Here is a 19,625-nt window from a genome sequence, read left to right as displayed (position 1 = left end):
ATTTGTACACGGTAGTACAAATGCTTTTTTATTAAGATCGTATTTTTGAAAATACATATATAAGAAGTTCAATCGCGAAAATAACTAAAATAGACAGTCCAAATAAAGGCATGACAGCGCCTAGTATAACCATCATGATAAAGAAAACGAGTACGCTTTTCTTATCTCTTTGCTTTGGAGGTGCTGCTAATTTTCCTTTCGGCTTTCTTGCTAACCACATTTTTATTCCGTAATAAATGAGAAGTAATAAAGATAATGTCGTTAGTAAGCATACTATTTTATTTGGCCATCCGAATAAATGCCCTTCATGAAGCGGGATACCGTAAGTGAACCATTGTGCAAATAATCCATAATCACGATAGTCCGTTTTGGAAATGAGTTCTCCGCTATACTGATCAAAGTAAGCTGTTATTTCTTCATTCGGTGCGACATGCATACCTGTAATACCAGAACCGCTCGATTTTGAAACAGTGAATACACCTTTCGGATCAGTTGGTAGAGAGATAACATAAGGCTTCTTTATTTCAATTCCTTTTTGTAATTCATCGACAGAAAGTGCTTTTGGCTCATTTGAATTCGATTCAGGAGGAGCTTCCTTTCTTGTTGCCCACGGTAATTCTTTTACCTTTGATTCAGGTGGTGCCATATACAATTTTGGATATCCGATTGATTCATTCGACGATGCGATTTTATAAATTTGGTTTCCCATAAATCCTGACCATGGCAATCCAGATGCGACTAGCAGAACGAGAGGAATTGTAAATATAATACCGATAATAGAATGACGTCGTTTTGCTTTTTCTCGCTTATTGGATGATGGTGTGTTTTTGAATTGGCGTATACTCATATACAACCCAGTCACAATTAAAAAGATTGTCCAGCACGCTGCAAGTTCTACAATATAGTTGACGACAGTACCACCAACTAAAAGGGAACTATGTAATTCCCGCATTATATTAGCAAATGTTTCACTTGCGTTTTGATCTCCGACAATTTGATTATTGCTATCTAAATACACATATTTTTGTTGTCCAGTATATTCATTTGCAATGGTAAGTCGTGTATTATAATCCCCATTAAATTCACTAATTTTCGCCACACTGTAATGTGGATATTTTTTCTCTGTTAATAAAAGCGAATCAGCCATCGAAATAGATTCTGTTTGGGCGCTCTTCCCAAAATATAAATCTTTATAGATGAAATCTTCAACCTCTTCCCGAAATAAATACCCAATTCCGCTCAGTGACAACGTAATAAGAAGCGGCGTAATAAAGAGCCCAGCATAAAAATGCCAACGCCAAAAAATGTAATGAAGCGAACGATTTTGTTTCATACTTTCAGTTCCCCTAACCTTCCCTATATGAATAGATTACTCATTTAATATAGCGAGATTAAGTGTGGATATTTTGAAAGAATTGTGAAGAAAGTTAAAAATTTTATGCTTATGAAGACCTCTTTGTATTTGATACATACATTCTAACAACCGCTTCAGCAAGACATTGAGCAGAATCAACAAAATCCTCACTCGCTACCACATTCAAATCGGTACATGCGATAATAGCAGTATCTACTTCATCTCTCAATTGTAAAACGAGCGTACTCCATAATTTGCGGGCTTCTTCAATCTCTCCAGATTTAATCCAAGTAATAATTTGATTAATCACCTCTTGCCATTTTTCATGATGAATGTATTCTATATTACGCTTTGCAATGCCATCTTGGTAAATCCCTGCTTGAACAGTTGCTTCTGTTGCGAGAAGAGCGACTCTTTTTATATTTTCAGGAATTGTTTGTAACGTTTCATCGACTATATTCAAAATAGGAATGGAAAGAGAATGCTGTAATTCTTCAAAATAAAGATGCGCCGTATTACACGGCATAGCGATAAAGTTAACGCCAGTACTTTCAAGTTTTTGTGCTCCTTCAATAATCGCTTTTTTCATCGCTTCGTGATCAATAGGGTGATCCATATAAAACGGTGTTGGGCAAGAATAAATCATCATATGAGGAAAGTCCATATCATGCTTTGCTCCGTATATTGTTTGGCATTTTGCTACAACTGTATCAACGAATGATCCGGTTGATTTTGGCCCCATTCCTGCTAGTATTCCGATCATTGTTTCATCTCCTTTAATATTGTATACATCCATTATATAGGAGAATAACAAACAGACGTGCAATGATTGCACGTCTTTTTCTTATGCTTTGTCGATAAGTCAATATGTTGTGTTGAATCGTCGATATATTATCGCTTCTCAATCGCCACGATAAATGGCGGGTTATTTTGCTGGTTAATGAAGCCGTATCGCAAAACGTGAGCTTGTTTTTGGTCTAGCTCTTCTGCAAATTTAAGTACAGCGTCGCGTTCTACTTGGCCTTCTGGGTGTCCGTGGTAAATAACAAGGACGATGATACCTTCAGGTGCCATTACTTCTAATAATTGTTCAATCGCTGAGATTGTTGAGTTCGGTTTTGTAACGATATGTTTGTCTCCGCCAGGAAGGTAACCTAAGTTGAAAATGGCGCCTGTTACTTTTCCTTTTGCATCTTCTGGTAGTACAGATAAAAGTGTGTCGTGACTATCGTGAACTAAAACAGTACGTTCGAAAAGTTCTTGTTCTTTTAGGCGGACAGTAGAGCTTTCAATCGCCTCTTTTTGAATATCAAATCCAAATACTTTTCCGTTATCCCCAACGATTTCAGCTAGGAAGCAAGTGTCATGCCCATTGCCGAGTGTTGCATCTACAGCGTAATCGCCTTCTTTTACTGCCGTTTGCAGTAGTGAGCGAGCAAACGGTAATACACGTTCTAATTTCATTTTTGTTTCTCCTCATTTGCATATTTTCCTTGCCAGCTTCCGCGGCGTACAAATTCTGCATCGATGGAATTTAATACTTCCCATTTATTTAAGCTCCACATTGGACCGATCATTAAATCAGGTGGACCGTCACCTGTGATGCGGTGCACAATTACGTCTTCTGGAATAATTTCAAGTTGGTCAACAACGAGACTTACGTAATCCTCCAGAGAAAGGAATTCTAGTTGTCCTTTTTCATATTGCTTCACCATTGGCGTTCCTTTTAATAAATGAAGTAAATGAATTTTAATTCCTTGTACGTCAAGCTTCGCTACTTCACGAGCTGTTTCCATCATCATGTCGTAATCTTCAAGTGGAAGACCGTTAATAATATGAGAGCAAACTCGAATACCGTGCTTACGTAATTTATTTACACCTTCCACATAAGACGGATAATCGTGAGCGCGGTTAATCAGGTTTGCAGTTCGTTCATGAACAGTTTGTAATCCGAGTTCAACCCAAAGGTACGTGCGTTTATTTAAGTCCGCTAAATATTCAATGACATCGTCCGGTAAGCAATCTGGACGAGTTGCGATAGAAAGACCGACAACGTCTTTTTCTGCTAGAAGCGGTTCGAATTTTTCTTTTAGCACTTCAAGTGGTGCGTGTGTATTTGTGTAAGCTTGGAAATAAGCGATACATTTCCCGTCTTTCCACTTTGAGCGCATTTTTTCTTTCATTTCATGATATTGCGTTATAACATCATCGCGGCGATCGCCAGCGAAGTCACCAGATCCAGCGGCACTGCAAAATGTACAACCGCCGTAAGCAACGGTACCGTCACGGTTCGGACAATCGAAGCCAGCATCTAATGAAACTTTAAAGATTTTTTCACCAAATTCATTTCGTAAATGGTAATTCCATGTGTGATAACGTTTATTGTCGTTTGTATATGGAAAAGGGTTTTGAACCTTCATTATTTTCCCTCCTAAGCCGAGTCAAAATGAAACAAAATACATTATAACATACTCATAAGGTTCAGATGGAAGGGACACACTAAAGGGGAATTGAAGCAAGGAGGGACAATTATGGCAGAGCGTCAATCACTTGAATCGTATATTACACAAGCGGAACAAGCGGTGGAATATGCGAAAGAACAATTAAATCTTGGCATGAGACAAGAGCATTACAATACGATGGAGTATTCAGATGCGCAGTTACAATTAGAACAAGCATATAACGATTTACAAACAATGCAACAACATGCAAATGATGAGCAACGTGAGCAGTTAAATAGAGCACGTATGGCAATTCGCCAATTGCAACATCAAATGATTATTACACCGCACTAATAAGGAGTGAATGTAATGGCGAAACGTTCAGATCAAAATAACCCAGAGCAAAAAACGCAAAACGGACATAACGCTGAGTTTTCGAATGAGCTTGATCCAGTTGTTCAAGTGAAACAGCGTAACAGTAAAAAGGGACAACCTCAAAGATCGAAGCAATCAGAGTAGACCAGGTCGCAATATGACCTGGTTTTATTTTGTTATATTACAATAATGTAAGATTCCTGTAAGGTTTGTCGATAGTTGTGAGCCGCTTTCTCCGATAGAGTAGGGAAGGATTAAATTTTAGACAAGGAGTTGCTTTATGGGGAACACTATTACAAACAAACGAATTGATGAGTTAGATTACATTCGTGGCTTCGCATTACTGGGGATTATTTTAGTAAATATTCTTGCACTACTTAACATTAAAATTCCAGATCCTAATACAGTGGATGCTAGCTATCAAAGGTTTTTATACTTATTTGTAGAAGGTCGTTTCTTCTCAATCTTCTCATTCTTATTTGGAGTAGGATTTTATATCTTTATCTCTAGAGCGATTGCAAAGGGTAAAAATGGGTATGTTTTATTTTTACGCCGCATAGTGGCATTATTTATTTTTGGCTATATCCATCAAATGTTTCAACCTGGAGAGGCATTAGCGTTATATGCAATTTGCGGATTGATCGTTTTACCGTTTTATAAAGCGAAAAAAGAAGTGAACCTAGTACTAGGGCTTATTTTGACAATTACCTTCAGTGTAATGGGAGCTAAAGAATTTTTACCGCTAGGTCTAATTTTATTAGGGCTTGCTGCAGGACAGTATAAAGTGTTTGAAAATCTTTCAGCGAAAATAAAGCAAGTCGCTATTTTTACAGGTATTATGTTTGTTTTAAGTGTCATAGCTGTATGGTATCAATATGGGCACGTTCCTGCTAATCCATTTGTGAACATGATACTTATGAATGAGGATGGGACAATGGATGCCGCAAGTCAGTTTTTAAAAATTGGCGTTACAGTTGGACCAATCATTTCAGCTTTCTATGTTGGAGCATTAATTTTATTACTTCAATTAAAACCAGTTCAAACAGTATTAGCGCCACTGAAATATTACGGTCGTATGGCGTTAACGAATTATATTGGACAAACTGCAATGATTTTAATTGCAGGAAGTGTATTTAATTTTGCAGGGAATTTAACTTACATGCAGACGTTATACGTATGTATTGCAATTTATGTAATCCAAATTATTTTTAGCGTAATTTGGATGGAAATCTTTAAAATGGGTCCACTAGAATGGATTTGGCGTGTTATTACGTATTGGACGGTAACACCTTTAAAGAAATAAAGAGAGAAGTGGGCTGTTCCTTTTGTGGAGCAGCCTATTTTTATTGTCATTCTTTGTCGGCAAATCGATATTCCTTGTCGAATCGCCGATATATTTGGAGTTGTGGTCGATATAATTTGAAAATCGCCGATATATTTGGAGTTGTGGTCGATATATTTGAAAAATCGCCGATAAAAATTTCATTTACCAATGAACATTACACACTCATCCTTTTGACATTACAAAACTGTAAGGTAAATGTAATGTTAACAAATAGCAGTTCATCTCCAAAAGGCGCAAAATAGGTAATGGAAAAACAAGCGTAGGAGGATATATATGACGAAACCAGTTGTAGACGTAAAAAACGTTCAAAAAGTGTACGGTAAAAAAGGTGAGAATCAATCACATGCGTTAAAAGGTGTATCATTCTCAATTCAAGAGGGTGAGTTTGTTGGAATTATGGGACCATCTGGTTCTGGTAAAACGACACTATTAAGTGTAATTTCAACGCTTGATAAAGCGACAGGCGGCGTTGTTGAGATTGCGGGTACGGATATTACAAAAATGAAGCAAGGTGAGCTTTCAGATTTCCGCTCACAAAAGTTAGGATTCATCTTCCAAGACTTTAACTTATTAGAGAACTTATCTATTTACGAAAACATTGCACTTCCACTATCTCTTCAAGGTGTTTCGTCACGAAATATTGGACCGAAAGTAGAAAAAGTAGCAGATATGTTAGGCATTTCGGCAATTCTTCAAAAATATCCATCTGAAGTATCTGGTGGACAGAAACAGCGTTCAGCAGCAGCGCGTGCGTTAGTGCATGAGCCAGCAATTATTTTAGGAGACGAGCCAACAGGAGCTCTTGATTCTAAAAATGCAACGAGTTTACTTGATGCGATGACAAACTTAAACAAAGATCAAGGTGTGTCTATTATGATGGTCACGCATGATCCGTACAGTGCAAGTTACTGTCAGCGTATTTTATTCATTCAAGATGGTGAGCTATATAAAGAAATTCACCGCGGTGGTACACGTGAAGAATTTTATAAAGAAATTTTAGACGTACTTGCAGATTTAGGTACACAAAAAGCGTAAGAAAGGAGGTCTAGGATATGTTATTCAAACTTTCCATGTCAGGACTAAAAAGTAAGCTGAAAGATTATATCGTCTTACTTGTCGGTCTTGTCATGTCTATCTCAATTTTTTATATGTTTCAAACGTTAGCGCTGAATAAAGCGTTTATCGAATCTAACTCAGTTATTCAATCAATTGGATTTGTATTCCAAGCAGGTTCATTTTTATTAGCTATCATAACGTTCTTCTATATTTTATATGCGAACTCTTTCTTATTATCTCTTCGTCAAAAAGAGTTTGGTATGTATATGATGTTAGGAGCAAAAAAGCATAAAGTTACATTACTTATGTTTATTGAGACAATTGTATTAGGTGCTGCATCTCTTGTGATTGGACTTGCAGTTGGTGTAGGACTTGCAGAAGGTATCGGACAGTTATTAATGAAGCAACTTGAATTTGCTGGTGAAGGCTATAAAGCATTTTATCTTCCGTCTATGACTGTTACTTGCATCTTCTTCTTTGCACTATTTGTACTATCAGCAATTATGAATAGTATTAAATTATCTCGCATTTCTGTACTGCAACTTGTACATGCAGATGCACAAACAGAGCGTGTTACAGTAAAAGGAAAAATGACAGGTGTAGTTGCTTTCCTTGCTGTTATTTTATTAGGAATTGGCTATGCATCAATGGTTTACATGGAAAAACTAAGAGAAATGGGAATCCTTATTGCATTAATTACAACAACAGCTGGTACTTATATGCTATTTGGATCACTTCTTCCAGTCTTTATTAAAAAGTTAAAAAGTAATAAAAAACGAAGCGAAAAAGGGCTTAATGCCTTTACATTTGCACAATTAAACTTCCGTATTAATAGCCTAACAAAGGTGCTTGCGACAGTAGCGATGTTAGTTGCTCTTGGAGCGGGTGCAATTTCAGGTGGTATGGCATTTAAAAATAACGTTATAAAAATGGCTGACGGTTTAGTAACATATGATTCAGTAGTTCATAATCTTACAGCTGAAGAAAAGAAAATTTTAGATGGTATTACATTTAAAGAAAAAAATGAATATCGTTACAAAGTCGATGATAAATACGTTTACTATGTAAAAGAGGATTTAGAGAAAAATCGTCCTTTAATAAAAGATATGTCAAATATGAAGTCGATGAAGGATTTAGTGAATACAAAGAAAGTTTCAGCGGATCTGCCAGTAGGTGCAGTTTCTCGAGAAATGAATGAAAAAGATGCGAACGCTAAAGCACTTCCAGAAGAATGGGATGAGGCTTTCCGAACAATCCAGCCATTCTACGTATATGAAGATCATGCAATTAAAATTGTAGATCAAAAACTATATGATACTGTAAATGGTAAAGAAGGAATCGTATTTACTGGAAAAACAGATGATTTTGAAGCGCACACAAAAGAATGGAAAAAACTTGACGAGTTGCAGCTAGTTAAATATAAAAATGTAAAAGCTGAAAGATTAGATAGTAAATATCAAACTTACGACATGTTATACGGCGTTGCGAGCGGAACAGTGTTTATGGGCTTCTTCCTTGGAATTGCTTTCTTAGCGATGATGGCAAGCTGTCTTATGTTTAAAATTCTTTCTGGTGCATCAAAAGATATTACACGTTATCAAATGCTTCGTAAAATTGGTGTACGCCGTGAATTATTAACAAAATCTATTTATAAAGAGTTATTCTTAGTATTCTTATTCCCGGGGATTGTGGGTATTGCTCACGTATTAGTTGGTATGAATATTTTCGGGTTTATTTTAATCGATCCGTACTTCCGTATTTGGTTACCGATTGTTATTTTCGTAATCATTTACTCGATTTATTACTTCATTACAGTTCAATTGTATAAGGGAATTGTTCTTCCGAAAGAAGATTAATTTAAAAGCCGAGCGAAACTGCTCGGTTTTTATTATTTTTACCCATATTTGTATAGAAGTAAGTTTCCGCATTGAAAATGATTATAATCAATAGGCATACCGCGTGAAAATAATGGAGAATACATGGAAATTCAGTAACGTGATAAGGTAAAATGGACAACATGATGAGAAAATTACCGTTCATAAGATGAGGAGAATACGTGCATGGAAGTTGTAGAGGCGTTAAAAGATATAAGCCAAATTGAGGCTATGAAAAAATATTTGAAAGAGCATTCGCAGCGAGATTATCTTTTATTCGTTATTGGGATTAATACGGGATTAAAAATTACAGAACTGCTGAGCATGAAATTTGAAGATGTATTACATGAAGATGGAACTGTTAAAGAGTTTTATTCTCTTCCTGTGAAAGATGAAAAGTTTAAACAAGATATTTACTTAAATGCAAAAGTAAAAGAAGCGCTTATAGAGTATGTACAATCTTTTGATATGAAAAGAGAAAACTACGTATTTCAATCTAATAAAACGACAAATGCAATTACGCGCCAACAAGCGTATCGTGTGATTCACAGTGCTGCGGAAGCTGTTGGAATCCCTGGAAAAATTGGAACGAACTCAATGAGAAAAACATTTGGATTTCACGCGTACAAAAGAGGTGTAGCGATTGCGTTATTGCAAAAACATTTTCATCACGCGACACCTTCAGAGACGTTGAAGTATTTGGGGATCTCAAAAGATGAAGAGTTTAAAACAGAGATTGATGTAGATTTATAAAAGCCGTAACTAAAAACTTTAGGAGGCGGAAAATATGAATATTAGAGAAAGTGAACTTCCGGGCATTGGTTGTAAGTTTGAAGTAATTACAAAAGGTAATGAAAAAATGGTTATCGTTATTCATGATGATGGAAGAAGAGAAATGTATCATTTTGACGCGGATCATGATGAGAGTATTTCAAGCATTTCTCTTCGCGATTCTGAAGCGAGACAAATTTATTCCGTTTCTCATTATACTCGGTATGCTAGTAGGGCCCCATGCCCCAGATTTAGGGCTTATCGATTTAAGATTTATTGAAAGCGGAGAAGTTATTTCCTTCCTTGGCCGTATCACGCGGAGAATTCTCTATTTATTTATATATTGTTACTGATGTCGTTTTTTGTCGGTAAGTCGATATATTTTAATAATCGCTGATATATTTTGAGTTGCGGTCGATATATTTCAAAAATCGCTGATATATTTCAAGCGGCAATCAATGTAATTTCATTTACCAACATCTATTATCTGAATTTCATCAACTATTAATCAGTTGCCTTCCCATTTAAAAACGACTACAATTTTACTGTTATAGATGAACGAAAAAAATAGAATAGGAGGGGAGACTATGCCAAGGAAAGTATGGCTATTAGTAGCTGGGATGATTATTAATGTCACGGGTGCTTCTTTTTTATGGCCTTTTAATACAATTTATTTGCATGATCACCTAGGAAAATCTTTATCTGTGGCCGGAATGGTATTAATGATCAACTCGCTTACTGGTGTAATCGGAAACTTGCTCGGCGGTGTTTTATTTGATAAATGGGGCGGTTATAAATCAACTTTAGTAGGGATTGTTATTACACTCGTATCAATTTTAGGTCTCGTGTTCTTCCATGGTTGGCCTTTATACGTTGTGTGGCTAGCGTTAATCGGATTCGGTTCTGGAATGGTCTTCCCATCGATGTATGCGATGGTTGGTACGGTTTGGCCAGAGGGCGGAAGACGAGCATTTAATGCGATGTATGTTGGACAAAACGTTGGTATTGCGATCGGAACAGCGTGTGGTGGATTAGTTGCATCGTATCGTTTTGATTATATTTTCTTAGCGAACTTTATTTTATACTTTGTTTTCTTCTTGATTGCTTTTATTGGATTCCGTGGTATGGAAGACAAAAAAGAGCCAGGAGCGCAAAAAGAAGCTGAAACGGAAAAAGGCTGGTCACTTACACCAGGATTCAAAGCACTTCTTATTGTGTGTGTAGCATATGCTTTATGCTGGGTTACATACGTACAGTGGCAAGGGGCGATTGCGACACATATGCAGGAGTTAAATATTAGCCTTCGTCACTATAGTTTATTATGGACGATAAATGGAGCGATGATTGTTTTTGCGCAGCCATTAGTTAGTATGCTAATTCGCTGGATGAAGCGTTCTTTAAAACAACAAATTATGATTGGAATCATCATTTTTGCGGCGTCATTCGTTGTGTTAAGTCAAGCGCAGCAATTTACGATGTTCCTCGTTGCAATGGTAACATTAACGATTGGTGAATTATTTGTTTGGCCAGCAGTTCCGACCATTGCCAATATACTTGCGCCAAAAGATAAGTTAGGTTTTTATCAAGGGGTCGTAAATAGCGCGGCGACTGTAGGGAAAATGTTCGGCCCGGTCGTTGGTGGAGCAATTGTTGATTTATACAATATGGAAGTATTGTTTATAGCAATCATGGTAATGCTTGTAGTAGCGCTTATTGCAACGAGCATTTATGATAAACGAGTTAAAGTAGAAGAAACAGTTGAAGAAAAAATTGCAGTTTAGTTTGACGGAACATGTAACATGTTTTAGAATATATTTAAATAAAACAACCTTTGGAACAAGGGAGATAGCTCGGCTGTCCTAAGACGAATTCGTTAGTTATTAAGAGTAACGATTAACCGAGAAGCCCTGCTTCAAGTAAGCTCTTAAGAGATACGAGGCGGAGGGTAGTTCCCATTAACTCATATTTGTAATAACAGTGAGAAGGAGTAGTAGTAATAGAAGCTGGTTTAGAGAGTTGACGGTCGGTGCAAGTCAATCCACGTTTCGTTATGAACTCGCCTTTGAGTTGCAGTTGTGAAACTAGTAGTAGCAATTGCCGTTAATCCACGTTACGGATCTAAGCGAATGTATTTTTTACATTAATTTAGGGTGGTACCGCGGGAATCTATAACCTCTCGTCCCTTTCCAGGGATGAGAGGTTTTTTGTATTTTGGGCGGTGAAAATAAATAGAATTTCAAGGAGGGTATCTCATGAGCTTTAATCATCAAGAAATTGAGAAAAAGTGGCAAGGGTATTGGGAAGAGAATAAAACATTCCGTACGCCAGATGAGACAGAAAAACCAAAATTTTATGCACTAGATATGTTCCCATATCCATCAGGTGCAGGTTTACACGTAGGACATCCAGAAGGTTATACAGCGACAGATATTTTATCTCGTATGAAGCGTATGCAAGGATATAACGTTCTTCATCCAATGGGATGGGATGCATTCGGTCTTCCAGCAGAGCAATACGCACTGGATACTGGGAACAGCCCAGCAGAATTTACAGAGCACAATATTAATACATTCCGTAATCAAATTAAATCATTAGGTTTCTCTTACGATTGGGACCGTGAAGTAAATACAACGGATCCAAACTACTACAAGTGGACACAATGGATCTTCCTAAAACTATTTGAAAAAGGCTTAGCTTACGTTGATGAAGTACCTGTAAACTGGTGCCCAGCACTTGGTACAGTACTTGCAAACGAAGAAATCATTGACGGTAAAAGTGAGCGCGGTGGACATCCAGTTGAGCGTCGTCCGATGAGACAGTGGATGTTAAAAATTACAGCTTACGGAGATCGTCTATTAGAAGATCTAGATGAGCTTGATTGGCCAGAAAGCTTAAAAGATATGCAACGTAACTGGATCGGTCGTTCTGAAGGTGCAGAAGTACACTTCAACATCGACGGTACAGATGAGAAGTTCACAGTTTTCACAACGCGCCCTGATACACTATTTGGAGCAAGCTACTGTGTACTTGCTCCAGAGCATGCGCTTGTTGCAGACATTACAACAGCAGAACAAAAAGAAGCTGTAGAAGCTTACATTAACGCTGTAAAAATGAAGAGTGACCTAGAGCGTACAGAACTTGCAAAAGAGAAAACTGGTGTATTCACTGGTGCTTACGCAGTTAACCCGGTAAACGGTGAGAAATTACCAATCTGGATCGCTGATTACGTTCTTGCAACTTACGGAACAGGTGCTGTAATGGCAGTTCCAGCTCACGATGAGCGTGACTATGAATTTGCATCAACATTCAATCTTCCAATGAAGGAAGTTGTAAAAGGTGGAGACATTACGAAAGAAGCATACACAGGTGATGGTGCTCACGTAAACTCAGCATTCCTTGATGGTTTAAATAAAGAAGAAGCAATCGTAAAAATGATTGAATGGCTTGAAGTAACGAGCGCAGGAAATCAAAAAGTAACGTACCGTCTACGTGATTGGCTATTTAGCCGTCAACGTTACTGGGGTGAGCCAATTCCAGTAATCCACTGGGAAGATGGCACAATGACAGCTGTGAAAGAAGAGGAGTTACCATTAGTTCTTCCGAAAACAGAAAACATCCGTCCTTCAGGTACAGGTGAATCACCACTAGCTAACATTGAAGAGTGGGTAAATGTTGTGGATCCTGAAACTGGTAAAAAAGGTCGTCGTGAAACGAACACAATGCCACAATGGGCTGGTAGCTGCTGGTATTACCTACGTTACATCGATCCAAACAACAGCGAAGCACTTGTAGACCCTGAAAAAGTAAAACAATGGCTTCCAGTTGATATTTATATCGGCGGAGCAGAGCACGCTGTACTTCACTTACTATATGCTCGTTTCTGGCATAAAGTATTATATGATATCGGTGTAGTTCCAACGAAAGAGCCGTTCCAACAATTATTCAACCAAGGTATGATTCTAGGTGAAAACAACGAGAAAATGAGTAAATCAAAAGGTAACGTTGTAAACCCTGATGATATCGTAGCAAGCCACGGTGCAGATACACTTCGTCTATACGAAATGTTCATGGGACCGTTAGATGCTTCAATCGCTTGGTCTGAAAATGGTCTTGACGGAGCTCGTCGTTTCCTAGACCGCGTATGGCGCCTATTCGTTCAAGATAACGGTGAATTAAGTGAGAAAATTACTGATGCACCAAATAAAGAGCTTGAAAAAGCTTACCACCAAACAGTGAAGAAAGTAACGGAAGACTATGCAGAGCTTCGCTTCAACACAGCGATTTCTCAAATGATGGTATTCATCAACGATGCATACAAAGCTGAAACACTTCCGAAAGAATATGTAGAAGGTTTCGTGAAAATGATTGCACCAGTAGCACCTCACATCGGGGAAGAACTATGGAGCAAACTTGGATACAATGAAACAATCACATATGCAAGCTGGCCAACATTTGATGAGTCTAAACTTGTAGAAGATGAAGTTGAAATCGTTGTTCAAGTTATGGGTAAAGTTCGCGCAAAACTAACAATGAGTAAAGACGCATCAAAAGAAGAAATGGAACAACTTGCACTTGAAGCAATTCAAGACCAAATTGAAGGGAAAACAGTTCGTAAAGTAATTGTAGTTCCTGGAAAACTTGTTAACGTTGTTGCAAACTAATGAATGAAAAGCTCAGAGCCTTTACGCTCTGAGCTTTTTTATTATGAATGAAGAAAAAGATGTGAAATTCCCACAAAGACAAACACCTATTCTTCTATAAGAAATATGATAAAAAAGGTAGGCTAAATTGAGAAGAAGAGGTGAAAGGAATGAAAGGGATGGACAATAATGCACCACATGGCTTCTTCGGAGGTGGATCGGATAGTTATGGACAAATGATGTTCATGGGAGGAGATGGACATCACGGGTATGGTGGAATGCCAAGTTGGATGGGAGGAACAGCTGGAGGATTTCCGTCGTCGGTAGCGGGAGTACAAACAGGATTTCCGTCGTCAGTAGCGGGAGTACAAACAGGATTCCCAACATCAGTAGCTGGAGCACAAACAGGAATTCCAACATTAGTAGGAGGCGCACAAGGGGGCGTTCCTGTAGGTATGCCGACTATGTTTCCACCTTTCGTTGGAGGCGTACAGACAGGATTTCCTGTACCTGGAATCGGTGTTGTAGCTGGTGGTGTCGGCGGTTTCCCTCAAGGTGTTCACGGTCATCATCATCACGGTCACCAGCATCACGGTCATCATCATCATCACGGTCACCATCACCAAGGTCATCATCACCAAGGTCATCACCACCAACAACAAGTACATCATCACGGCCATCACCAGCTTCATCCGCAGGCGGTTTTGTATCAAACACACCAAGGTCAACACCATCACCAAGGTCAACACCATCACCAAGGTCAACACCATCACCAAGGTCAACACCATCATCAAGGTCAACACCATCACCAAGGCCAGCAACACCACCAAGGCCAGCAACACCACCAAGGCCAGCAACACCACCAAGGCCAGCAACACCACCAAGGCCAGCAACACCATCAAGGTCAACAACAATATCAGCAACAACAATATCAGCAACAACAGCAGCCGTGGGCTAGTGGAATGGGTGCCGGAACAGCAGCTGGGGCGGCGGCTGCAACAGCAGGAGCAGCGGGGCATGCTGGACATGTGGGACATTAATGAATTACATGAAAAATTCTCTTGTGCGCAAGGGGATTTTTTATTTTGAGGGAAAATATATTTATATTTTGGAATGTGATATGGAGTAGTAAAATATGAAGTTCATGATTTGTGAATAAGAGTATAAAAAAAACTGCTAAGAATATTCCTAGCAGTTCCTCTTGTATTATTTACTAGCGTTTGCCAATACTTCTTGACGTTGGCGTTCGATTTCAGCACGAAGTTGTGGTTCTGGTGCTTGCCATCCTTCAGGTTTTAGAATTTTGCCGTCGCCTTCACGGAAGCGAGGTTTCCCATCAGGGAATAGTTTTGCCATGTTAGCGTTGTTTACAATTTCAAATCCTTTATCTGGACGTACGCCCATTTCTGCAAACGTTCCGAATGCAAAGTAAATAAGGTCAATAAGTGCATCATATTGGTCTTCAACAGTTGTTGCTTCTAGAAATTCTTCTAGTTCTTCTTGCATAAAGCTAGCACGAATTTTTGCGCGCTCATCTGTTAATTTTGTTGGGGTATTTGTCACAGGATGCCCGAATACTTCATGCATTTTCGCAACAAGTTCGTACCCTTTATCTAAACCTTTTTCGTTTGTCATGTTGTTTCATCCTTTCTCGTTTTGTGCCGAATTTCATTGTAACATAAGGTGATTATGAAATGAAAAGAACATCTTATAGAAATAAGATGTTCGCTAGTTATTCTTCTTTTTTTATTAACATGGATAGAATAAGATCGATGCCAAACATACCAACGAGTAGCATTGGTATAACGACGAGTAAATAACGTGTGAAGGAAACATTTTTTAAGTATGTATGAGCAAATAAAAAGACGCCGAGAAATAAAATACCATTTAAAATAGGCTTTATTAATTTTTTTGACATAAGCTCCCCCGTAAATATCTTCTCTCTCTATTTGGTAATAAAAAACTCCTCTCTCCGTTGTATCATGCTGGAGAGAGGAGTTCAATCATTTCTCATTCAATTACACCAGAATTTGTAATATTCATAGTGTATTTTAAGTTTATTGGTACATCTTTGTACATCCGTCGCCACTCTTCTAATTTGAATGGACGATAATGCTGTTTATATTTTGCTCCTAGCCCAAGAGGGTCGACACCTAAAGATTTAAACTGTTTAATTAGTTTGTTACCTTGTGTATCCAATTGTTTTTGGATGGATTTTTCAATATTGCTTGTGTTTTTTTCGTTTTCTAAGTTAATTTGTTTCGATAATTCTTGAATACGGGCATCAAGGTGAACGTGAATGAAAAAAGAAGGTTTCCCGTTTTTAATTTTTATATCGTAAGTTGGAACGGAGCGAATATTATTAACCACTACGTACCCAGAATCAGCTTTAAATTCATGCGAATCTAATTTATGTTTCTCTAACAGTCCTTTAAATAGGAACATATCTTTTTCAGCGATTTTACCGACATATTTATCCTTTTTAAAAAGACCAATTCCGACAATTTTTATTTTATCGGCATGTTTTTTTAGAATCGGAATATAGTAATCTTGGCCTTCTTGATAATAACGGAATGCTCCTAAATGCAGGTTATCCTTTGGTAAAGGGCCGGTTTCCATGTTATGTTCTAGCAATTTTTTTATATAGATTGCAACGTTGGATGCTGTTGTATATTTCCCTTTTAAAAGTTCAGTACCACTTCCCTCTAATAAAGAAACATATAAAGCGTTTCCTATATTTACATCTCGAATTAATGTGTCAAATGAAGTAGACATTCCTTTTTTAGCAAGTTTTGTAGTAAATAGAGCAACCCGCATTTGTCCGCTAGCAAATGGTTGAGAAGACTCTAAAGATGTATTTGCTTTTACTTGTTTTACCGCATTTGCTGTTCCTTCAAAAATTTGAACCTTATTTCCTTTTTGCTGAATAGGGCAAACAAACGTCACTTTTACTTTATTATCTTTTGCTACATCAAAAACAGTTCCTTGAATAAGCTGTACATCATCGACAATATTTTTTTGTAAACATCCAGTTAAACTGAAGAGTGTTATACAAGAAATAAGTATTAATTTGCTTTTGATTTTTTCCATTTTCTTTTCACCCACACAATAATAAATAGGATAGGGATGTATACATAGATAAGCCCAAAACTAACTTCCGCTGAATAGCTAATAAAGTTATTAATAGCATGTCTGTTTGATAACAATTGTGAAACAATGAGGGTGATAAGCAATAAGGCAAGTAGTACACCTCTTTGTTTTACACGAAATATTTCATGGATTCCCCTTGTTGCTGCCCATAACGGAAGGATAAAACTCGTAATAATAACGAGTGCATAAGCTGAAATCGCAATATATTCTAGCCTTTCTATGAATGGTAATTGAATTACTTGAGTCATGGAAAGTTGTGACCATATCGTTTTTAACAATTGCTTCTCACTAAAAAACACAAAGGCTAAAAGGGTACTAAATAAAAATAAGAGGTTTGAAAATAGTGCCCCGTATTGAGCAAATTTATGAGATTGTTTAGGGTTTTTTACAAATGGATATACCATGAGATAGACCTCAAACCCTGTCATACTATAAACTGCAAGATGGGCAGCTTGTAAAATATCTGAAAAAGAATGTGTGAACACAGGTAGTAGATTATCCCAATGTGAGTATTTCAAAACGAAAAGGCTAAGAAATAAATATCCTAATGTACCGCCAACTGAAATGACGCAAATACCAGTAATGACACGAAATCCAGAAGAAATAATGTAGTAGCTAACTAAGCATAAAAAGAGAGTTAACATCCAAGTTGAAGCGGTAGGAAACATCCATACTTGAATAATTTCAACGTATGTTCGAATGACTGAAATACTGACGGCGAAAAAATAAGCCATAAAGATGAGGCTAATGCCGTTTCCTAGCCATTTTCCAAATGTTTGTCGATGTAAATCAACTAAGTTTCCGTTTGTTTCTTTTAATAAAAAGTACATCATCCATATAAGAATATGGACACAAACTCCTATAATTAGAACTCCCATCCAGCCGTCATATCCAGCGGCTTTTGCAATAATGCGAGCGAATCCGAGAACTCCGGCACCAAACTGTGCACTGTGAATTAAGAAGAAAACAAAGATAGGAGATATTTGATATTTTTCTTGAACTTTACTCATCAATGCACCTCATTTCTTAATCGTCAAAATCGGATCTATGTTTTGTTGAAATCCCTTTTGCAGATTTTTTTACATGTTGTGGCCTTGCTTGTATATCTCTTGTATCAATCATTGTTAATGGAAAACGAATCCAAGAGTCTTTAACAGATTGTTGTCTTGTCGGATAAAACAACGCGTACGGTTTACGTAAAGAAGTAAGTCTAAATAAATGGGTAAATAAAAAGATGAATCCAAGAGAAATCCCGAGAAGTCCTCCTATTTCTGCAAATATGAGAAATGGGAAACGGAGTAACCGAACCGCGTTACCCATTTTATAAATAGGTGTAATAAAGGATGCAAGTGCTGATAAGGCAACGATAATTAATAAAATATTACTCGTTAAACCAGCTTGTACAGATGCTTGTCCGATTACGATACCGCCTACAATACCAAGTGTTTGACCAACTTTCATCGGTAATCTCGCACCAGCTTCTCTTAATAAATCAATGGCAAGTTCTAAGAATAGCGCTTCAATTAAAGGTGGAAACGGTACTTGTGCCCTTGATAAAATTAACGTTTCTAATAAATCACTAGGAATTAATTCATAGTGATAGTTTAAAGTGGCAACATATAATGGTGTCGCGCAAATTGAGAATAAAACAGCGATTAGACGTAAAATTCTTGAAAATGTAGCGTATAACCAAGAGACGTTATAGTCTTCTGGTGAAATGAAAAAATCGAAATATGATACAGGTGTTAGTAAAACACTTGGAGAACCATCAACAAAAATAGCGATTTTCCCATCAATAAGTGCTTTTGTAACTCTATCAGTGCGTTCTGTATTGATATAGAGAGGGAAAATCGACTTTTCCCCCATTAATTCTTGTATATAAGCACTATCATTAATTTGATCATACTCAAGAGCGCGTAATGATTCCTCGAGAAAATCTACATTCTCTTTTTCAGCGAGGTTGTCTAAATACATCATGACAACTTTTGTTTTTGAAAATTCGCCGATAATCATCTCTTTTGTTTGTAAATCTAAAACGGGAAGGCGTTTTCGAACTAAATTAATATTTGTATCAACATCCTCTACGAATCCCTCTTGAGGACCGATAACAGTTGATTCATTTAATGGAGGAGTTGGTGCACGATAATTATCAATCGCAATATTCGCGAGCATACACTTTTGATCTTGCTGATTTAATTGAATAATTGCATGACCTTTTAAAACCATGTCCTCAATCTTTTGTAAATCGTTTGTAATTGTAATGCCGCTCATTGGAATATGTTCTTTCAGCTCTTCTAGTGAAGCATTAGGTCGTTCCAAAAGGATAGGCATTAAATACTTTTGCAATTTCTCACCATCAAGTGAAGGACGATAATAAGAAATCCAATAAGGCATCGTTTCATCGTCAGATGTATGGTAATTAACAAAATCGCTAGACCTTTTTAGTTTCTCTATTAAATCTTGGAGCGAATGAATATGGTCTGTTTCTGGTTTTGTAAAATCATAAATACTATTACTTTCAGAGCTTTGTTGTTTATTTTGAGACGAGTCATCTTGCTTCGAGTTTTGTTGCTTATTTTGAGACGAGTCATCTTGCTCCGAGCTTTGTTGTTTATTTTG

At 37.4% G+C, this 19,625-nt stretch carries 18 protein-coding genes, 2 pseudogenes and 1 other annotated feature; of the genes and pseudogenes, 11 read left to right on the top strand and 9 right to left on the bottom strand.

What is annotated here, in order from left to right; all coding sequences use genetic code 11:
• Window positions 1-31 precede the first annotated feature (31 nt).
• The 4 genes from ACQKNI_RS11980 to ACQKNI_RS11965 all read right to left on the bottom strand — a co-directional run bounded on the left by ACQKNI_RS11980 (window position 32) and on the right by ACQKNI_RS11965 (window position 3,774).
• A complete protein-coding gene (locus tag ACQKNI_RS11980) occupies window positions 32-1,333 on the bottom strand; it encodes a PepSY-associated TM helix domain-containing protein (protein WP_098356926.1) in 1,302 nt (433 codons plus the stop codon).
• A gap of 109 nt (window positions 1,334-1,442) precedes the next feature.
• Entirely contained in the window at window positions 1,443-2,117 is a 675-nt protein-coding gene (locus ACQKNI_RS11975) for an aspartate/glutamate racemase family protein (protein ID WP_427282401.1), read from the bottom strand.
• A 128-nt stretch (window positions 2,118-2,245) separates the two neighbouring features.
• Window positions 2,246-2,818, bottom strand: coding sequence for a class I SAM-dependent methyltransferase (locus ACQKNI_RS11970; RefSeq protein ID WP_427282400.1), 573 nt, complete (start codon window positions 2,816-2,818; stop codon window positions 2,246-2,248).
• Window positions 2,815-3,774 (bottom strand): TIGR01212 family radical SAM protein, encoded by a 960-nt coding sequence (locus ACQKNI_RS11965; protein WP_088232292.1) that lies wholly within the window; start codon window positions 3,772-3,774, stop codon window positions 2,815-2,817. Before ACQKNI_RS11965 ends, ACQKNI_RS11970 begins: the two co-directional genes overlap by 4 nt.
• A 111-nt stretch (window positions 3,775-3,885) precedes the next feature.
• On the opposite strand from ACQKNI_RS11965, the gene ACQKNI_RS11960 reads away from it, so the two are divergent.
• The 11 genes and pseudogenes from ACQKNI_RS11960 to ACQKNI_RS11910 all read left to right on the top strand — a co-directional run bounded on the left by ACQKNI_RS11960 (window position 3,886) and on the right by ACQKNI_RS11910 (window position 14,896).
• Entirely contained in the window at window positions 3,886-4,149 is a 264-nt protein-coding gene (locus ACQKNI_RS11960) for a YtzC family protein (protein WP_000840873.1), read from the top strand.
• 15 nt (window positions 4,150-4,164) lie between these two features.
• On the top strand, window positions 4,165-4,314 hold the full coding sequence (locus ACQKNI_RS11955; RefSeq protein ID WP_001129345.1) for a hypothetical protein: 150 nt from the start codon (window positions 4,165-4,167) through the stop codon (window positions 4,312-4,314).
• 136 nt (window positions 4,315-4,450) lie between these two features.
• Window positions 4,451-5,473 carry a DUF418 domain-containing protein gene (locus ACQKNI_RS11950; protein ID WP_427282399.1) on the top strand — a complete coding sequence of 341 codons (1,023 nt, stop codon included), beginning with the start codon at window positions 4,451-4,453 and terminating at the stop codon, window positions 5,471-5,473.
• Between the two features lie 315 nt (window positions 5,474-5,788).
• A complete protein-coding gene (locus tag ACQKNI_RS11945; RefSeq protein WP_427282398.1) occupies window positions 5,789-6,550 on the top strand; it encodes an ABC transporter ATP-binding protein in 762 nt (253 codons plus the stop codon).
• Window positions 6,551-6,567: 17 nt separating this feature from the next.
• A complete protein-coding gene (locus ACQKNI_RS11940) occupies window positions 6,568-8,427 on the top strand; it encodes an FtsX-like permease family protein (RefSeq protein WP_088232289.1) in 1,860 nt (619 codons plus the stop codon).
• A 204-nt stretch (window positions 8,428-8,631) separates the two neighbouring features.
• Complete coding sequence (locus ACQKNI_RS11935; RefSeq protein WP_088232288.1) at window positions 8,632-9,198, top strand: tyrosine-type recombinase/integrase; 567 nt, start codon at window positions 8,632-8,634, stop codon at window positions 9,196-9,198.
• Between the two features lie 34 nt (window positions 9,199-9,232).
• Window positions 9,233-9,424 (top strand): annotated as a pseudogene (locus ACQKNI_RS11930) (cation:proton antiporter regulatory subunit); the annotation flags it as partial.
• A pseudogene (locus ACQKNI_RS11925) lies at window positions 9,363-9,560 on the top strand (cation/H(+) antiporter); the annotation flags it as partial. The pseudogenes ACQKNI_RS11930 and ACQKNI_RS11925, both read left to right, overlap by 62 nt.
• Before the next feature lie 243 nt (window positions 9,561-9,803).
• On the top strand, window positions 9,804-10,997 hold the full coding sequence (locus ACQKNI_RS11920) for an MDR family MFS transporter (RefSeq protein ID WP_088232287.1): 1,194 nt from the start codon (window positions 9,804-9,806) through the stop codon (window positions 10,995-10,997).
• Window positions 10,998-11,184: 187 nt separating this feature from the next.
• Window positions 11,185-11,403 (top strand) — a binding site (T-box leader).
• 65 nt (window positions 11,404-11,468) lie between these two features.
• Window positions 11,469-13,877, top strand: coding sequence for a leucine--tRNA ligase (leuS, locus tag ACQKNI_RS11915; protein ID WP_088232286.1), 2,409 nt, complete (start codon window positions 11,469-11,471; stop codon window positions 13,875-13,877).
• A gap of 149 nt (window positions 13,878-14,026) precedes the next feature.
• On the top strand, window positions 14,027-14,896 hold the full coding sequence (locus tag ACQKNI_RS11910; RefSeq protein ID WP_427282397.1) for a VrrB protein: 870 nt from the start codon (window positions 14,027-14,029) through the stop codon (window positions 14,894-14,896).
• Between the two features lie 166 nt (window positions 14,897-15,062).
• On the opposite strand, the gene ACQKNI_RS11905 is transcribed toward ACQKNI_RS11910, so the two are convergent.
• From ACQKNI_RS11905 to ACQKNI_RS11885, 5 genes are all read right to left on the bottom strand, one after another.
• Window positions 15,063-15,491 (bottom strand): HAD family hydrolase, encoded by a 429-nt coding sequence (locus ACQKNI_RS11905; protein WP_088232285.1) that lies wholly within the window; start codon window positions 15,489-15,491, stop codon window positions 15,063-15,065.
• Window positions 15,492-15,588: 97 nt separating this feature from the next.
• Window positions 15,589-15,774 carry a hypothetical protein gene (locus ACQKNI_RS11900; RefSeq protein ID WP_088232284.1) on the bottom strand — a complete coding sequence of 62 codons (186 nt, stop codon included), beginning with the start codon at window positions 15,772-15,774 and terminating at the stop codon, window positions 15,589-15,591.
• Between the two features lie 92 nt (window positions 15,775-15,866).
• A complete protein-coding gene (locus tag ACQKNI_RS11895) occupies window positions 15,867-16,946 on the bottom strand; it encodes a Ger(x)C family spore germination protein (RefSeq protein ID WP_088232283.1) in 1,080 nt (359 codons plus the stop codon).
• The gene (locus ACQKNI_RS11890) at window positions 16,922-18,016 is read right to left on the bottom strand and encodes a spore germination protein (RefSeq protein ID WP_088232282.1); all 1,095 of its coding nucleotides are present in this window, start codon (window positions 18,014-18,016) and stop codon (window positions 16,922-16,924) included. Before ACQKNI_RS11890 ends, ACQKNI_RS11895 begins: the two co-directional genes overlap by 25 nt.
• 16 nt (window positions 18,017-18,032) lie before the next feature.
• Window positions 18,033-19,625, bottom strand: a 1,593-nt coding sequence (locus ACQKNI_RS11885; RefSeq protein WP_427282395.1) for a spore germination protein, incomplete at its 5' end; no start/stop codon positions are given.

It is taken from the genome of Bacillus sp. NPDC094064 (genome assembly GCF_050279585.1).
In the GTDB taxonomy this organism is placed as follows: domain Bacteria; phylum Bacillota; class Bacilli; order Bacillales; family Bacillaceae_G; genus Bacillus_A.
Note: the sequence above shows the minus strand (reverse complement) of the source record. Positions and strands in the feature narration are given on the sequence as shown.